Raw genomic sequence first — 16,816 nt, 5'->3', positions numbered from 1 at the left:
GAGGGAAGCGTCCAAGGCGGCTGTCTGATACAATAAGAGCATGTGACAGATGGCAGGAAACATTACCAAGCATCAGATGTGGAGGAAAACACGGACGTTTCGTGGAATCCATTACGTACAGAAGGGGGAGAGCGCTATGGCAAAACTCCTGGTTGTGGACGATGAAAAACCAATTGCCGATATCTTGAAGTTTACCTTTGAAAAGGAAGGGTACCAGGTAGTCTGCGCCTATGACGGAGAGGAAGCTCTTCTTCTCGTGCAGAATGAAAAACCGGACCTTATTTTATTGGATGTGATGCTTCCGGGCCGGGATGGCATGGATGTCTGCCGCTCCGTTCGGAAAAGCTGCGATGTGCCGATCATCATGCTGACGGCCAAGGATTCCGAGGTGGACAAGGTGCTCGGCCTGGAGCTGGGTGCGGATGATTACGTGACCAAGCCATTCAGCGCACGGGAGCTGGTGGCCAGAGTCAAAGCGCAGCTCCGCCGCCAGCAGCCCAAGAGCGAAGAGCAGGACAATCATCTGCTGCGGATTCATGAACTGGAGATCGATCTGAATTCCTATACCGTCGAGAAGATCGGGGAGCAGCTTGAGCTGACCCATCGGGAATTTGAGCTGCTTGTCTATCTGGCTCGCCACCAGGGACAGGTCATGACGAGGGAGCATCTGCTCCAATCCGTCTGGGGATTTGATTACTTCGGGGATGTGCGGACAGTCGATGTGACGATCCGCCGGTTGCGTGAAAAAATCGAAGACGATCCGAGCCAGCCGAAGTATATCATCACGAGGCGCGGACTTGGCTATACCATGCGTAATCCGGGAGCGGGAGGAACTCCCGGATGAGTCCGTTTCGCCTTTTTCGTCTGTTTCGCCTGTTCAAGACGGTCCAGTGGAAAATGGTCGTCATTTACATGCTCCTGATCCTGATGGCGATGCAGTTTATCGGGGCGTACTTTGCCCGGGAAGTGGAAAGCTACTACATCAATAACTTCTCGGAGACGTTGAATGCGCAGGCGAGCCTTTTGGCGACGCTTTCCCAAGGATACCTGCGGCCAAACGAAGGCAAGGAGCAAAGCCAGGATGAGGTCCGGCAGGGAATCGACAATCTGATCACCCATCTGGTGAAGCTGAACGGGGCCAATGTCCGCGTCATCGACTCGAACGGGACGGTTATCAGCACGACGGAAGACAAGCGTACGATCGGGCAGCGAAACACTCAGCCAGAGGTAACGATTGCGCTTTTGGGGACACGCAGCGAGTCGACCCGGATCGATCCGCGGACAGGCGATCGGGTCAAGGTGCTCGTGCTGCCGGTGAAAGGAGACAACATCGTCTACGGGGCAGTATACATGGCTGCTTCCATGGAGGCGACCTATACGACGATCCGCAAGATGAACGGGATTCTCGCTTCCGGGACGATGATCGCACTGCTTTTCACCGCAGCCTTGGGTGTCGTGCTGGCCCGGACGATTACGACGCCGGTGAAGGAAATGACTCGTCAGGCCCGGGCGGTTGCCGATGGAGATTTTAATAGAAATGTACGTGTGTATAGTGATGATGAAATTGGGCAGCTCGGGATGGCCTTCAACCATATGACTTTCAGGCTGCAAGAGGCGATCATGCAGCAGGAGGAAGAGCGGGAGAAGCTGGCCGGTATCCTGCGCAACATGTCTGATGGGGTAGTCGCCTCCAACCGCAACGGTCAGATCATTTTGATGAACCGGTCGGCGGAAGAGATGCTGCAGGTCACCATGGACGACTGCATGGCCAAAGGATTGACGCTGTACGATCTCTTGAAGCTGCCGCCGGAGGAAGAAATGCCGCTGTATTCGCAGGTGGAGCCGTTGATCATTGAAATGCTGCTGCCGAACCGCGAAGTCCTGATCCTTCGTGTGACATTTACACCGCTTCAGCATGACAGCGGGAAGCGGGGCGGCATTATTACGGTGCTGCAGGACGTGACGGAGCAGCAGCGGCTCGACCAGCAGCGCAAGGAGTTCGTCGCCAACGTATCGCATGAGCTGCGGACGCCGTTGACGACGATCAAAAGCTATGTGGAAGCGCTGTTGGACGGCGCAGTAGAGGAACCGGAGCTGTCCAACCGCTTTTTAAAGGTGACCATGTCAGAGACAGAGCGGATGATCCGTCTCGTAAACGACCTGCTTCAGTTGTCCCGTTTTGACTCGCAGGGCATTCACCTCCACTACAAAGAGGTAGACGCCGATCAGCTGCTTCGTTATGCGGCAGACCGCTTTTCCATGTTCGGGGAACAGCAGGGCGTCCAGCTAAAGCTGGAGGTGCCGGAAAATCTGCCTCCTATATACGTGGACAAGGATGCGATCAACCAGGTGCTGGACAATCTGCTGTCCAATGCAGTCAAGTATACGCCCGAGGGAGGCACGGTCGTCCTCATGGCACAGGTCAACCGGCACCAAAAGCGTCTCCACATCTCCATTTCCGATACCGGGATCGGGATTCCCAGCCGGGATTTAAAGCGCATCTTTGAACGCTTTTACCGGGTGGACAAGGCTCGTTCGCGCGGGCAAGGCGGAACCGGTCTCGGCCTCGCCATCGCCCGGGAATTGGTACAGGCTCACGGCGCGGAAATCGAGATCTCCAGCGAATTGAATGTGGGCACGACGGTCACCTTTTGGGTGCCATTTGCAAAAGGAGGGACGGCGGGATGATACGGTGGAAGGAGCCGGCCAAAACCTTGCTGCTCACCTTGCTGGTTCTGTCCAGCTTTCTGTTGACCGCGCTTTTGTGGACAAACCAGCCCCAATTTCAACTGATCGAGCCTGCTCAGTACAAGGAATCAAAGCCGGTACAGGAAAGGCAACTGGAGGACTTGATCGCACCGGAATCGGTCATCTTTCACTACGGGGAGGACCGGCATACAAAGGCGACAGCGACAGACGGCCAGTATCGCATCGTCAAAGAAGAGATGAAGAAATGGATCTTCCTCGATTTCGCGCCATTTTCCTTGCCGATTGAGAAGTGGGAGAAAATCTCCCGGGAGAAGCAAGGAATTGAAATACGCTTTCGCAACAGCGTCCCTCTTTCTGTCGTTGGACGGCTTGTGACATTTCGCGATGAGGTCAGCGACAAAGGAAAGGGAATCGACCGCCTGGTGCTTTATTACGAGGAAGAGGAAGACGTGGTCTATGCCTTGTTTATCCTCTCCGGCGAGGAAATGGTGCTTCGCAGCCGTACCTCGATCAGTCCAAAGGATTTGCGGCAGTCTTATCTGCCGACGGGCAACCTGATGCCGGAACAAATCATGAAGGTCGTCAAACCGAATCCTGTCCCCCCGATCATAGAGCAGGGGAGGGCGGCAGGGACGATTTACTATTTGCCGAAAAACCCGGTGAAAATGCAGGCCTTTCGCTTTACATTCCGGACGATCGACAACGATCAGCTACTGGATGCGTATTTTCTCGATCGGACACTGGTCCGCCAAATCGTGGAGCGGGACAAGACGATCATCTACACCGATGGCAGCCGCTCCATCCAGTTGCGTTCGGATCAGCAGGCCATTACGTTTACGGACCCGGCCATCCTGTCAGTCGCACCGGAGCTGACGGATGAGGAGAAGGTAAAGGCAGCCATTTCATTTATTAACAAACATTTGGGATGGACGGATGATTTTCATTTCGAGACAATCAGAAAAAGCTATAACGACAAAGATGTTGTTACCTTCCGCCAGTACGTCGGAGCGTATCCGCTCTACAGCAAGGAAGGCTATCCGATCGACACCATCCGGGTGACGATGGAGGCGGGCCAGGTAGTGACGATGGACCGCTCACTGATCGATCTGGACCGCTACATCCAGAACAAAGGGTGGACGGCGATGTCGGGACCGGAATTGTTTCAATACATCCGCGAAAAGGGATTGGCGAATACAGAGCAGATCAGAAACGCATATCTGTCGTATCAGACGGTTACACACGAGGATTATGTGGAGCTGATCCCGATCTGGGTAGTGGAAGTGAACAATTATCCCAACCTGTACATTCCTGCCCAATTGAATCAGGGAGGAGGGCCGGAGCATGGATTGGAGTAAAACGAAAACGATCTTGATCTGGGCCTTTCTCCTGCTGGACGTGTTTCTCGGCTATCAGGTATACGCGACGAGGGGCGGCTACTGGCAAAATCCCGAGGCGTCCCAGAGCGAAAAGTGGGAAATGGATGACTATCTCAGACAGCACAACGTCACACTTGACGCAGAGGTGCCATCGGACACGCCGGACATGACCTATCTCAATGCAGAGTATGTAGGGATCGGAGCGTTGGAGCTGCAGGGGATGGCAGGCATTGACGCTACCCTGGAAAAAATGGCCCTGGCGGCCAGACTGAAGCCGCCGATCGCCATAAATGGCCAGATCACCCCCAACGAGCTGTTGCGCCAAATCGGACCGCGCATGATGTATTCCGATCAGTACACGGCTGACCTGTACCAATCGAATCAGGGAAGACTTTTGTATTGGCAGGTGTACGATAAGGTGCCGATATTCATCGCGCCGCTCGAAGTCTACTTGGCCGATGGCTCGATTCTCGGGTATCGGCAAACCTATCTGAATATACGCAGCCAGGGTACGAGCCGCCCGATCATTTCTGCATATAAAGCGATCCGTTCGCTGGTGGAAAAACAGGTGATCCATCAGGGCGAGCGTATCGAAAATGTAACGCTGGGCTACTACGGTTCCTATGACGCGGAAATTCAGGGGCTGGCTCCGGTATGGCGGATCATTCACGATGGGAAGCAGCATTTTGTCAACGGATTTACAGGAGCCCAGGAACGCCCTTTGGTCACGAATTATTTCCCGGGGAAATAGGGATGGCGAAAGTAGCGGACAAGCAGGTGTTGGAAGACAGACCGAAAAGCCATCGTTAAAAGGGCAGCAGTTTCACAGCTATAGACAGCATGTTCGATATAGACAACATTTTGCAAGGGAAGCAGGTACACGGCCGCGGTGTGGGGAGATGGAAGGGACAAAACTGCTCCACTGCGGCTCCCTTGTGTGCGTGCAAGCGAGAGAAGAGGGATTTGTAGTGAGATTTAGTGTATTGGCGAGCGGGAGTACCGGCAATGCGATCTACGTGGCAACGGATCGCATCTCGGTGTTGATCGATGTGGGGATTACCGGCAAACAGGCAGAGGCGGCTCTGCGCGAGATCGGCGTGGACCCGACAGAGCTGAGCGCCATTTTGGTAACGCACGAGCACGTCGACCATATTAAAGGAATTGGCGTCATGGCCCGCAGGTACAATCTCCCAATTTATGCCAATCAAAAAACGTGGTCTGAATTGGATGGCCAGATCGGTACGATTCGGGAGGACCAGAAGCGGCTGTTTGAGGTAGGCGAGAAAAAAGAGCTGGAGGATTTGGGAATCGAGTCTTTTGGCATTTCTCACGACGCCGTCGAGCCGATGGGCTTTTGCTTTTACCACAATAACAAGAAGCTGAGTGTGGCGACCGACCTCGGCTACGTCAGCGACCGGATCAAGGAGACGATTCGCGGTGCGGATGCCTATGTGTTTGAATCCAATCACGATGTCGAATTGCTTCGCATGTCGCAGTATCCGTGGAGCATCAAGCGGCGTATTTTGAGCGACGTCGGCCATCTGTCGAACGAAGCGGCTGGCGAAGCGATGATTGACGTTTTAGGCGGACGGGCAGAGAGGGTATACCTCGCGCATCTGAGCAAAGAGAATAACATGATCGATCTGGCGCGTCTGACCGTAAAAGGGATTTTGGAGGAGAGCGGTCTCAAGGTCGGAGATGACGTCCATCTGCGGGAAACGTACCCGGACCGCCCGACCAAGCTGGAGTTTTTATAGACGGCACCCGTATGGATTTCCTGCCGCCAGTTCCACAACCTTTCCATAATTCTCACGCCATTTTGCCGAAAACAGGTCGTATACTGAAGGTGTGAAATGGTATACGCGATAGCAAAATCTGCAAAGCTAGGTAATAGAGAAAGGAGAGCGTGAACCATGGGTTTTTACGATGACATGGCACAAGTGGAACGGAAAAAGCGTTCGAATGGAATCGGGCGCTTGGTGATGACCTCCATTACTTCCGCGGTGATTGGAGGGATGGTAGTTCTCTTGATGCTGCCGTCTCTCTCCAAATCAGGATACATTTCCATGGTAGAGCCAGGTACGGCCAACGCTATGAGCAATCCGGCCGCCAATCTGTTCGCCCAGCCTGTATCGGTCGAGGTTACTTCGGCTACGGTGGATGCGGTGGAAAAAACGGAAGATGCGGTCGTGGGGATCATCAATACGCGCCGGGTCGTGAACTGGTTTAATGAAGAACAGGTTCAGCGCGGCGAGGGTTCTGGCGTCATCTTTGAAAACAAAAACGGCAAAGCGCACATTATTACCAATAATCACGTTATTTCCGGAGGAAGCAAGATCCAGGTAGCACTGCCAAACGGCGACACTGTCGACGCCAAAGTACTGGGAGCCGATCCGTTTACCGATCTGGCCGTTCTGGAAATCGACGGCAGCAAGGTGAAAAAGGTAGCCGAGCTGGGCGACTCCGGTACGCTGAAGGTAGGAGAGCCGGCGATCGCCATCGGCAACCCGCTCGGACTGGAATTTTCCCGTACGGTAACGCAAGGGATCATCAGCTCGCTGAATCGTTCGATGCCGGTGGATATCAACGAAGACGGCCAGGATGACTGGGAGCTGGACGTGCTGCAAACGGATGCGGCGATCAACCCGGGGAATAGCGGGGGCGCTCTGGTCAATATCAAGGGACAGGTAATCGGCATCAATACGATGAAAATCTCCAAGACAGGTGTGGAAGGGCTCGGCTTTGCCATTCCGATCAACGACGTGAAAAAAATCGTCGGCGACCTGATGCAGTATGGAGAGCTGAAACGGGCTTATCTGGGCATCGAGCCGTACAATTTGACCAGTGTGCCGCGCTACCACTGGAAAGAGACGCTGAACCTGCCAAACGATGTGAAAGCGGGCGTCGTGATCAGCAAACAGCCGGGCAGATTTTCGCCAGCGGGCAAGGCTGATCTGAGGCAATACGACGTCATCGTCAAGCTGGATGGCAAAGACATCGACAACGGCGCGCAATTGCGCAAATACTTGACGCTGAACAAAAAGCCGGGAGAAAAAATGGAAGTTACCTTCTACCGCGATGGATTTATGAAAACCACGACGGTGACACTGGAAAATCAACCTTCCAGCAATTAAAGCGGGAACACCGGTTATCCATACTGGCAAGAGCAAAAGCAAATGAAAGACGGAGGCACCCTTTGCGGGACCTCCGTTTTTTGTTTCGGCTTTAAATTTTGACAACAAGCTGATTGAGGTTTTCCGCCATTCTAGCCAGATCAACGACGGCATTGGAGGTTTCTTCGGTGCTTGCTGACGTTTCCTCGGTCACGGCCGCGATGTTTTGCGCGGCCTTGAGAACTTCCGAGGTCTGGGCGCTTTGCTCCTCGCAGCTCGCGGCTATTTCCGCAATCCGGGTCGACGTCTCTCTTACGTAGCTGACGATTTCATCAAAGGATTGATACGCTTGCGATACGAGGGCGCTGCCGTTGTTGACCGTATCGACTGTTTTTTGTGTGCTCGTCTGCATTTGGCCGATCAGTTCGATGATTTCTTTCGTGGCGATACTGCTTTGCTTAGCCAGTTTGCCTACTTCACTGGCTACGACGGCAAAGCCGCGGCCGTGCTCGCCGGCCCGTGCCGCCTCGATCGAAGCGTTAAGGGCCAGCAGGTTGGTTTGGTTGGCGATATCCTGGATCGAGCTGATGATGCTGTCGATCTTTTGGGAGTTCGCCAGCAGCTCGTCTACCTTGAGCGTGATGTCTTTCATGCCCTCGATAGAGTTTGCCATCATCTGTCCGCCGCTGTGCGCGACATCGACCGTTTTGTTGACGAACTCATTGGTTTGCTCGATGTTAACGGCAACCTGGGTAATTGCCTGATTCATCTGCTCGATCATTTCCGAGACATTCGTTACGGTGCTGGCCTGGAATTGGCTGCCGGAAGCGATTTCTTCGACGCTCGCCGAGATTTCTTCCGAGGAGCTGGCAACGCTCTCGGAGGATTGCTGGATCTGCTGCGTGACCTTTTGAATGTCACGCATAATGATGAGGATCAGGAGAATGCCGATGACGATTGCAATCACGCTGATCGCGATCACCGTAATAAATCCGGTGTTATTGAGCGAGACAGCATTCGATGTCGCTGCATTGGCACCATTTCCGTTTAATTCGACGAGCGATGAGATAACCTTTTTCGCATCAGTCCATTGAGCTTGCGTGCGGTTAATGGCCGCTACGGTTTTTGCTGTATCCGTGTTTCTGGCTACTTGCAGTACGGCCGGAATTTGCTGGGCATAGGCTTCCCAGTGGGTTGAAAAACTGCTGTAGATTTCTTTTTCTTCATCGGAAGAAATGAGCTTTTCGTATTCCGCCCGTTTTTGCTCGATGTCCTTCAGAGCATTGTTTACCTGTACTTCAAGGGCATTGATTTTATCGAGATCGGTTTCAAGGCCGATCTGTGAGATAATCATCGGCAGGTTGGTGATGTCTTCATCCAGATCGCCGAGCACCAAAACGCTTGGCATCCAGTTTGTATTTATCTCTTCTGCCTTATTTCCGATTTTTCCCATCAGAAATAACGATATTGTGGAAGCGAGCAGCAATAAACATAATAACACGATAAAACCGACTAAAACCTTTTTCCGTATGGTCATCGTTGTTCCCCTCTCCATCTGCGGTGTCATACATAGTAAGTACCCACTGGATAACGGGATTGAAACATGCCTGGATGAGATGTCGCCGATTTTTACTTTTACAAAGGATTAGGTAAGTGCTGCGGCATCGTGTACAATGAGATCAAACGGGATAAGGAGAAACTCTGTGACGGGACGTCAACATACAGGAGAGATCAACGCTCAGGGGCAGGGGTGGTTCAGCGAAATGGAGCTGTTTCAACAAATCTATACCGGCCTGTCGATAGTCAATTTGCTGTTGGCAGCGGTTTTAATATTCATGGAGAGGCGAAACATCGCTTCTACCTGGGCGTGGCTCATGGTCTTGCTGTTTTTGCCGGGGATTGGCTTTGTCATCTACCTGGTGTTTGGCCAAAGGCTGTCGCGCCGCAAGCTCTACAAGCTGAGGGAAGGGGAATTTTCCCGTTATCAGGTGGTGCTGGAGGAGCAAATCAGGAAGATGGAAAGCGGGACCATCCGCTTCAACGATCCAGCCATCGTCGACCACCGCGATATGATCCACATGAATCTCGTCAGTGATGCCGCGCTGTATACGCAGGATAATCACATTGACATATATACCGAGGGGCAGGCAAAATTTGAAGCGCTGTTTGCCGATATTGCCAAGGCAGAAGACCATGTCCACCTGCTCTATTACATCATCCGCAAAGACGAGCTGGGAGAGAGGCTGATCCGCGCTTTGACCGAGCGGGCGGCGGCGGGCGTAAAGGTGAGGCTGCTGTACGACGCGATCGGTTCGTCCGAGCTGACGCCGCGCTTTTTCCGCCCGCTGGTGGAAGCGGGGGGAGAAGTGGCCGCGTTTTTCTCATCGCCGATTCCATATGTAAACATGTGGGTCAACTTCCGCAATCACCGCAAGCTGGTGATCATCGACGGCGAGGTCGGCTATATCGGCGGCTTTAACATCGGAAACGAGTATTTGGGGATGGATCGGAAGCTAGGGTACTGGCGGGACACCCATCTGCGGATTACCGGCAGCGCCGTCCATCTGCTGCAGGCGCGCTTTTACCTGGACTGGAATCTGTCGGCCCAGGTACAGCGGAGGATGGAGGACGAGCCGCGCTATTTCCCGCCGAGTCAGAGGACCGGAAACGTCGGCATCCAGATCGTTTCCAGCGGCCCCAACTCCGAGAAGCAGCAGATCAAGCACGGCTATTTGAAAATGATTTACAAGGCAAAAGAGCGCATTTATTTGCAGTCGCCTTATCTAATCCCCGACGACAGCCTGCTGACGGCACTGAAAATGGCCGCCATGTCCGGCGTCGATGTCCGGGTCATGATACCCGGCCGGGCCGATCACAAGCTCGTCTACTGGGCGTCCCAGTCGTATCTGGGCGAGCTGTTGAAGAGCGGCGTGCGCTGCTTCCGCTACGAGAAAGGATTCCTGCACGCCAAAACGATGGTCGTGGACGGGCAGATCGCTTCCGTGGGCACGGCCAATCTGGATATACGGAGTTTCAAGATCAACTTTGAGACGAACGCCTTTTTGTTTGACTCGGCTACGGCGGAGCGGCTGGAGCAGATTTTCCTTGAGGATTTGGCTGAGTGTCATGAGGTGACACGGGAGGAGTATGAGAGCAGGCCGCTGAAGGCGCGGTTGCAGGAGTCGCTGACGAGGCTGTTGTCGCCGATTTTGTAGGGCACAAATGGATGGGGCGTTGAAGGGGGAAAGCAAAGCGGCTGGCTGTGGTGGATCGGACTGCATGTCGGGGCAGCCGGTGTGTTGGTGAGCCGGTATGAGGGACTGTAATGTCAGATAGCAGATAAACGGAGCTGACCGCATGCCATAGAGAGCAGGCGAGCAGCAGCTGGTAGGCAGAGAAAATAAGCAGAGCCTGCGAGCAGTAGCAGGTAGACAGAGAAGATAGGCAGAGCGGGCGAACAGTAGCAGGCAGCAAAGTACACAACAGGAATTGACAGGAAAAAGCGACCGTTTCATCGGCCGCTTTTTTTGTTTTCAGCATTCTTTTCGATTTTCAAAAAATGATGTGTCGATCCCCGAAAGGATGGCGTCTAATTCATGTGAAGGGAGTGAGGGAGGGAAGTGGAAGAATCGACGCCTTTTGATCCGGCCTACTGGGTTTCGCGAGCCAAACGGAAGCGCGAGGATTTTGCTCCGCTGTACGATTTTTATTTTGAGCGAATTTACCGCTATTTTGCATTCAAGGTGGGGAGGTCGCATGCAGAAGATTTGACACAGCTCACTTTTATGAAAGCCCTGAATGGACTGTCGAGCTACCGGGAAGAATCGCTTTTTTCCACCTGGCTGTTTCAGATTGCAAAGCGTGTGCTGCTGGACGAAAACCGGAGGGTTCGACGGCGGCCGAAGGAGACGGAGCTGGATATTATACAGACCGAGCTAACGGAGGGGCACGCCGAGCGGACAGCGATTCAGCTTGATCTGTTATCCGCTTTGCAGCAGTTGCCCGAGACTGAGCGGGAGATCATCATGCTGAGATTTTTCGCGGACTGTACGCTCGTCGAGGTTGCACAAATTCTGGAGATGGGCGAAAGCGCAGTGAAAAACCGGCTCTACCGGGCTCTGGAAAAGCTGAAAGGCAAATTACGCGGATGGGGGGATATGAATGAACGGCGACAGGAGAAAAACAGCTTCGTTTGAGCAGACGGAGCAGCTTGCCAAGCAGATGATGAAACCCCGGACGGATTTGCAAAGCGATGATCTTGAACGAGAATTTCCCGGCTTCATCGAGGTCGTACAGGGGCTTGAACGAGAGAGAGGGGCGCTTTCCCCCGGTTCAGGCACGCGAGAGAGAATTAGACAAACATTGTTTGAAACGGCAGGGACCACGAAAGCTCCCGTTCGCCAGCGAAGGGTCGCGAGAAAATGGATGTTTGCAGCAACCGCTGCATGCTTTTTCTTTGTCATCTTGATTGCTGCCGGTTTCTCATCGCCGACGATGGCCGAAAAGCTGAAAAGCATTCCGCTAATCCGATCCGTGTTTTCCCTGTTCAAGGATGAAACCTTGCATATCGCCAGGGAAAAGGGGCTTGTCACACCGGCCAGTCAAAGCGTGACGGTGAACGGAATTACCGTGACAGTGAACGAAGTCTTCTATGACGGCTCGCGTATCGATATCGGGTATGCCATCCAGATACCCGAAGCCGCAAGCGAAACAAAAGCCCTTGAAATCGCCCGCAATATCAAGATATGGGAATTTACCGTGGACGATTCCGACAAGCCTGTTCCTTACAAAGGCAGTCAAGATGTGGAGCGGGTGGACAAAAACCTGTTTGCAGGGATGAAGCATATGGAAGTGACAGTGCCGTTGCCTGACAAGTTTACTTTTCATGCAAAGGTATCGGTTGGTGACGACTTGTCAGATCCGAAGACAACGGGGCAGCTGGACATTCCGGTGGTAAAACAGATGAAGCCGGGAGACGGCGCAAAGCTGTCCCCGGACATTTCCCAGACCATGCAAAGCGGCTATGTGTTTGAAGTGGAATCCGTAACGCTTACTCCGGCGTCGACGACCATTTTGCTGAAAGAGATTCCGCCGGACGATAAACCGTATGACCCTGCGTACAGGCTGCTGAACGACAAGGGAGAAGCCATCGAAGAGGCGGAAGAAACCCTCACTTGGGACGAAAAGGGAATCTGGAGAAGGTTTGTCATTCCACTCCGGGAAAGACCGGAGTCCGTGAAGCTCATCCCGAGCATGAACGGCGTCGAGGAAACGAATAAGGCCGTAGTCATTCCGCTCAAAACGGACAGTCAAAACAAATAAATGAAAAGAGGAGAGATCATGATGGGAAACAAACGGACACCGCAAACAATCGGCGGTCTAGTTTTGGCCGGCGTGGTCACAGTCGCGGGCATAACGGCAGCGCTTCCGGGGGAGACATCAACCGTGCAAGCGGCGCCTGTGAAAACCGCAACCGGCGCACAGACAAAAGCCGCACAGGCCAGTCCAAGTGTGACGGTGAACGGAATGACAGTGACGGTGAACGAAGTCTTCTATGACGGCTCGCGTATGGATATCGGTTATGCCATCCAGATGCCCAAAACCCAGAATGAAGCAGAAGCTCTCAAAATGGCCCAAACAATCAAGCTTTGGCAATTTACCGTGGACAATTCCGACAAGCCCGTTCCTTACAAAGGCAGTCAAGAAGTGGAGCGGGTAAACGGAAACCAGTTTAAAGGGATCAGGAATATCGAAATCACGGAGCCGTTGCCAGACAAGTTTACCTTGCATGCGAAGGTGGCATTTGGCAATGATGTGACAGATCCAAAGACAACAGGCCAGCTGGACATTCCGGTGGCAAAACAGCAGAAGCCAGGAGATGGCGCAGGGCTGTCTCCAAAAGTATCCCCGTCCACGCAAAGCGGTGCAGGTGGCTCCGCAACGCCTGCTCCTGACAAAGCAGAGGAACCATTGCCCAAGCATGTTCAGCAAAACTATCAAAAATTATTGGAGACCGAACCGTTGCTGAAAGGCCTGAAAATGACGGGGTATTCCAAAAGCCCAATGACAGACAACGGGCAAATTCGCGGAGTATGGGGGATCGTGCTCCATGAAACCGGAAATTTTGACGACAAGGGGAAAATGTTTGCCTCGATGCAGTTTGACAGTACGACCGGAGAGCTGCTGGATTATGGCTCCTTTGGTTCTCCCACTTTCAGGGAAGAGCCGAAAAAAAGCACGCAAACGGAGGCTTTTTACAGACAAAAAGCAGCCGATTTCATCCAGAAGCTGCTCGGCGATGAACATGTGAAGCAGTATCAGAAGACCGGAACAGTGGAAATAAGCATGAGAACCTACAATAAGACCGTGGAAAGACAAACGGGCACTGCCGAATTTGATTACAATGGCGAACGTTTTCAGATCGTTGTGGATGTCAACGGCTACCTGCACACGTACAATCGCATACCGCTGTCCCACTTGCTGAAACAGCGGTAATGGACAAAAAGAATAACAACGTAAAAAACATCCCGACCCACTATTTTGCAGTGGAACGGGATGTTTTTTAGTGATGCTCTACCAGGCTGTCTACGGGCACGCTTTGTTCGCGCTCTGGCTCGTCCAGCGGATAGACTCTGGCCATCTCGGTATCGTCATCGACGTGCTGGATATAGACCGGCACTTTATTCAAGGTAACATTCGCCATGACGGGGGAAGCCGCGATTTCCTTGGCGCGCTGCTTGTTCATTTTACAGACCTCCTCGTGATGTTGTCCCCACTAGTATTTGCTGGAGGGGTGGGAGAGCATTCCGAGACGTGTTTTTATGGGGATGAGATTCTCGGGTAGCATATGCCGGGGAACGCTCTTTTTTCCAATGCGGAAAGACATGTGAGGCCGCAGACCCGCACCATTTGAAAATGGGGCATTCTGGGGTAGAATAAGGACGACAAACAGGAACGGAAAGGACGATTTACGAATGGACAAGAAAGAAAAAACGATTCGCATCGAGGGCAAGGACGTAGCGCTGCACCCGGAGCATCCGGTGCGCTTTGCCTGCATGGAGCATGCGGATACGCAGATAGACGAGTATGTGGATGAGTTCGAGGCTGCGCCGGATACGTACCGCGCCGCTTCTATTGAAGACGACAAGCTGGACAAGCGCTGCCGCGAGTGCGGAGCTCCGGCTGAGATTGCGTTGTTGCGCGAGAAGGGAATGTAAGGGCGTGCAGATTACGATCGTAACGGTAGGCAAGCTGAAGGAGAAATACTTGCGGGAAGGGATCGCGGAGTACACCAAGCGCCTGTCGGCGTATTGCAAGCTGCAGATCGTGGAGGTCAGCGACGAGAAAGCACCGGAAGAGCTGAGTGCAAGCGAAATGGAGCAGGTCAAGCGCAAGGAGGGCGAGCGCATCCTGGCCCAGATCAAGCCGGATCATTACGTGATCGCGCTCGCCATCGACGGGCAGATGTGGTCGTCGGAGAAGCTGTCCAGCGAGCTGGACAAGCTGGCTTTGCACGGGCGCAGCCAGGTGGCGTTTGTCATCGGAGGGTCGCTGGGGCTGTCGGCTGAGGTGCTGAAGCGGGCGGATGTGCAGTTGTCGTTTTCCAAGATGACGTTTCCGCATCAGTTGGTGAGGCTGGTGTTGGTGGAGCAGGTTTATCGGGCGTTTCGGATTGGGCGGGGGGAGCCTTATCATAAGTGATGGAAAGTTTTTCGATTAACGGGCAAATACGGTATAATGATATAAAAATTTGTGGAGTGATTAACTTGAATATAACTCCAAGAGGTATGAGTGTTATGAACTTATACCAACTTTATAGAAATAAAAGCCTTCTCGTAAATAGGAAATATCAAAGAAAATTAGTTTGGACTAAGGAAGAGAAAGAATCATTGATAGATAGTGTTCTATCACAATATCCAATTCCTCTTATTCTTCTCGCCGAAAAAGGTATAAATCAAATTGGTGAGACTACATATGAGATTATTGACGGTATGCAGAGACTAAATGCATTATTTAGTTTTATTGAAAATCAGTTTTCGGTTAATGGGTCTTTTTTTGACGTATCTCAACATCCGACGGCAAATACTCTCGCTAAAGAAGGAGTGTTTACCCCTGTTCACGGTGATGAAATTAAGCGTCTTAATCAAAAACAATGTGCTGCATTTCTTGAATATCAATTACCAATCTCTACATTCCAAGGAACTGAAAGAGAAGTAATAGAGGTATTTGGACGGATAAACTCTAATGGCAAGCATTTATCGCCACAAGAAGTCAGACAAGCTGGAACTACAACCGTTTTTTCAGAATTAGTTAGAGAATTAAGTTCTGAGATTCGTGGAGATGTCTCAAGGGAAATATTGCCATTGACTGAGATGCCGGAGATTAGTATTGATTCTAAAAACATAGCGTTAGGGTACGGGGTAGCTGCAGAAGACACTTTTTGGTGTAATCAAGGTATTCTTAGGGTCTCCCAGTTACGAGATAGTGAAGATGAGCAATTGATAGCCGATATAATATTATCCATAGCACTAAAGGAACCGTTTCAAGCAAGCAAGGATAATTTTGACGATTATTACCTAAATGATAGGAAAAAACTTGAGATTGAAACCGCCATCGCCACATATGGTAAAGAAAATTTGCGAAATGATATCAAACTTGTCTTTGACACTATCCAAGGAATGGTTATTTCAAAATCATTAGAGAAAAATTATTTAAAAAATATACTTAATCCTTCTGCCGGAAGCAATGCAGTAAAAGAACCTTATTATTCATTGTTTATGGCAACGTACCAGTTGATTATTGTTGATCAAAAAGAACCATTTAATATTGATCAAATTTTTGTATCTCTAAGTAATTTGGCCTCAAGACTAGCATCTGCGAAAAGCATTGTAACATCTAACAGAATTGCAAATATAAATCTAACTGTTGGATTAATTCAGCCGTATTTTAAAGATGCAATACATTCAAGTCGGAGTGCTGGTGTTTTAGCTATTGATTTTGAGAATTTTCTTCGTTTATCCAAAGTAGAACCACCTCATTATGACTTTAAACAAGGGTTTTATACTTTAGATAACAAAAGTCGAAGGTTTGATGAAGATAGCTTTGAAAAAATCCTTCATAACATTTGTGCAATGGCCAATCTAGGGAAAGGCAGGAGGGGTTGGATTTTTATCGGGGTGTCAGACAGAGAAGCACACACTCTAAGAATTGAGCAAATTGATAATGTTGTAGCACCACGAGTTGGTGATTTTGGGGTTGTTGGATTAGAAAGGGAGGCAAAATTAAAAGGTGTAAGTCTGGACCAGTACTTTTCGTTTATTACTACAAAATTGACAAACTCAGATTTGCCCGATAGCCTTAAGGCTAACATTACTTCGCGGTTAAGTCCAATCAATTACAGAGGCAGCATGGTAATCATGATTGAAGTTTTATGTGGGGATGAACCTAGTTGGTATAAAGATGAGATGTATGTAAGAGACGGGGCACAGTGCAAGAAAGTTCAAGGTGCAGATGTTGCATCGGTTTTCTCAAGGTTTAAATAAATTCAAAGGGCACCTATGCAGGTGCCCTTTCAACTTACCGTTACAGACAGCGCGCTGAGCCTTATCATAAGTGATG

Annotated in this window: 15 protein-coding genes; 13 read left to right on the top strand and 2 right to left on the bottom strand. The window is 51.3% G+C overall.

Translation table 11 applies throughout. From position 1 onward, the window contains the following. Nucleotides 1–136 precede the first annotated feature (136 nt). From yycF to NST37_RS24695, 6 genes are all read left to right on the top strand, one after another. Complete coding sequence (yycF, locus tag NST37_RS24720) at nucleotides 137–844, top strand: response regulator YycF (protein ID WP_003388820.1); 708 nt, start codon at nucleotides 137–139, stop codon at nucleotides 842–844. Then, nucleotides 841–2,688, top strand: a complete 1,848-nt coding sequence (gene walK, locus NST37_RS24715) for a cell wall metabolism sensor histidine kinase WalK (RefSeq protein WP_174768867.1) — start codon at nucleotides 841–843, stop codon at nucleotides 2,686–2,688. The genes yycF and walK overlap by 4 nt, the downstream gene beginning before the upstream one ends. Further along, nucleotides 2,685–4,064: a two-component system activity regulator YycH gene (gene yycH, locus NST37_RS24710; protein WP_003388817.1), complete on the top strand. Its 1,380-nt coding sequence runs from the start codon at nucleotides 2,685–2,687 to the stop codon at nucleotides 4,062–4,064. Before walK ends, yycH begins: the two co-directional genes overlap by 4 nt. Beyond that, entirely contained in the window at nucleotides 4,051–4,836 is a 786-nt protein-coding gene (gene yycI, locus NST37_RS24705) for a two-component system regulatory protein YycI (protein ID WP_024984460.1), read from the top strand. The genes yycH and yycI overlap by 14 nt, the downstream gene beginning before the upstream one ends. A gap of 217 nt (nucleotides 4,837–5,053) precedes the next feature. Further along, a complete protein-coding gene (locus tag NST37_RS24700; RefSeq protein ID WP_172920127.1) occupies nucleotides 5,054–5,842 on the top strand; it encodes an MBL fold metallo-hydrolase in 789 nt (262 codons plus the stop codon). A gap of 156 nt (nucleotides 5,843–5,998) precedes the next feature. Next, nucleotides 5,999–7,219 carry a trypsin-like peptidase domain-containing protein gene (locus NST37_RS24695; RefSeq protein ID WP_003388812.1) on the top strand — a complete coding sequence of 407 codons (1,221 nt, stop codon included), beginning with the start codon at nucleotides 5,999–6,001 and terminating at the stop codon, nucleotides 7,217–7,219. Nucleotides 7,220–7,310: 91 nt separating this feature from the next. Here the strand turns inward: NST37_RS24695 and NST37_RS24690 are convergent, their stop codons facing one another. Further along, on the bottom strand, nucleotides 7,311–8,735 hold the full coding sequence (locus tag NST37_RS24690) for a methyl-accepting chemotaxis protein (protein WP_024984316.1): 1,425 nt from the start codon (nucleotides 8,733–8,735) through the stop codon (nucleotides 7,311–7,313). 226 nt (nucleotides 8,736–8,961) lie between these two features. On the opposite strand from NST37_RS24690, the gene cls reads away from it, so the two are divergent. The 4 genes from cls (at nucleotide 8,962) to NST37_RS24670 (ending at nucleotide 13,693) form a co-directional block, all read left to right on the top strand. Beyond that, nucleotides 8,962–10,413, top strand: coding sequence for a cardiolipin synthase (cls, locus tag NST37_RS24685; RefSeq protein ID WP_031932438.1), 1,452 nt, complete (start codon nucleotides 8,962–8,964; stop codon nucleotides 10,411–10,413). 405 nt (nucleotides 10,414–10,818) lie between these two features. Further along, a complete protein-coding gene (locus NST37_RS24680) occupies nucleotides 10,819–11,394 on the top strand; it encodes a sigma-70 family RNA polymerase sigma factor (protein ID WP_031932439.1) in 576 nt (191 codons plus the stop codon). Further along, entirely contained in the window at nucleotides 11,360–12,520 is a 1,161-nt protein-coding gene (locus NST37_RS24675) for a DUF4179 domain-containing protein (protein ID WP_339186010.1), read from the top strand. The genes NST37_RS24680 and NST37_RS24675 overlap by 35 nt, the downstream gene beginning before the upstream one ends. 18 nt (nucleotides 12,521–12,538) lie before the next feature. Then, on the top strand, nucleotides 12,539–13,693 hold the full coding sequence (locus NST37_RS24670) for a DUF4179 domain-containing protein (protein ID WP_339186008.1): 1,155 nt from the start codon (nucleotides 12,539–12,541) through the stop codon (nucleotides 13,691–13,693). A 67-nt stretch (nucleotides 13,694–13,760) separates the two neighbouring features. On the opposite strand, the gene NST37_RS24665 is transcribed toward NST37_RS24670, so the two are convergent. Then, nucleotides 13,761–13,943, bottom strand: a complete 183-nt coding sequence (locus NST37_RS24665) for a small acid-soluble spore protein H (RefSeq protein WP_243015077.1) — start codon at nucleotides 13,941–13,943, stop codon at nucleotides 13,761–13,763. 229 nt (nucleotides 13,944–14,172) lie between these two features. Here NST37_RS24665 and NST37_RS24660 point away from each other — a divergent pair, with 229 nt between their 5' ends. From NST37_RS24660 to NST37_RS24650, 3 genes are read left to right on the top strand one after another with little or no spacing between them, the layout of a single operon-like run. After that, the gene (locus NST37_RS24660) at nucleotides 14,173–14,415 is read left to right on the top strand and encodes a CxxH/CxxC protein (RefSeq protein WP_003388805.1); all 243 of its coding nucleotides are present in this window, start codon (nucleotides 14,173–14,175) and stop codon (nucleotides 14,413–14,415) included. Between the two features lie 4 nt (nucleotides 14,416–14,419). Continuing rightward, complete coding sequence (gene rlmH, locus NST37_RS24655) at nucleotides 14,420–14,899, top strand: 23S rRNA (pseudouridine(1915)-N(3))-methyltransferase RlmH (protein ID WP_003388804.1); 480 nt, start codon at nucleotides 14,420–14,422, stop codon at nucleotides 14,897–14,899. Further along, nucleotides 14,899–16,740 carry a DUF262 domain-containing protein gene (locus NST37_RS24650; RefSeq protein WP_339186823.1) on the top strand — a complete coding sequence of 614 codons (1,842 nt, stop codon included), beginning with the start codon at nucleotides 14,899–14,901 and terminating at the stop codon, nucleotides 16,738–16,740. Before rlmH ends, NST37_RS24650 begins: the two co-directional genes overlap by 1 nt. The last annotated feature ends 76 nt before the right edge of the window (nucleotides 16,741–16,816 follow it).

The sequence above is a fragment of the Brevibacillus sp. FSL K6-6036 genome, from assembly GCF_037964015.1.
Lineage (GTDB): Bacteria > Bacillota > Bacilli > Brevibacillales > Brevibacillaceae > Brevibacillus > Brevibacillus borstelensis.
This window is presented reverse-complemented; position numbering and strand designations above follow the sequence as displayed.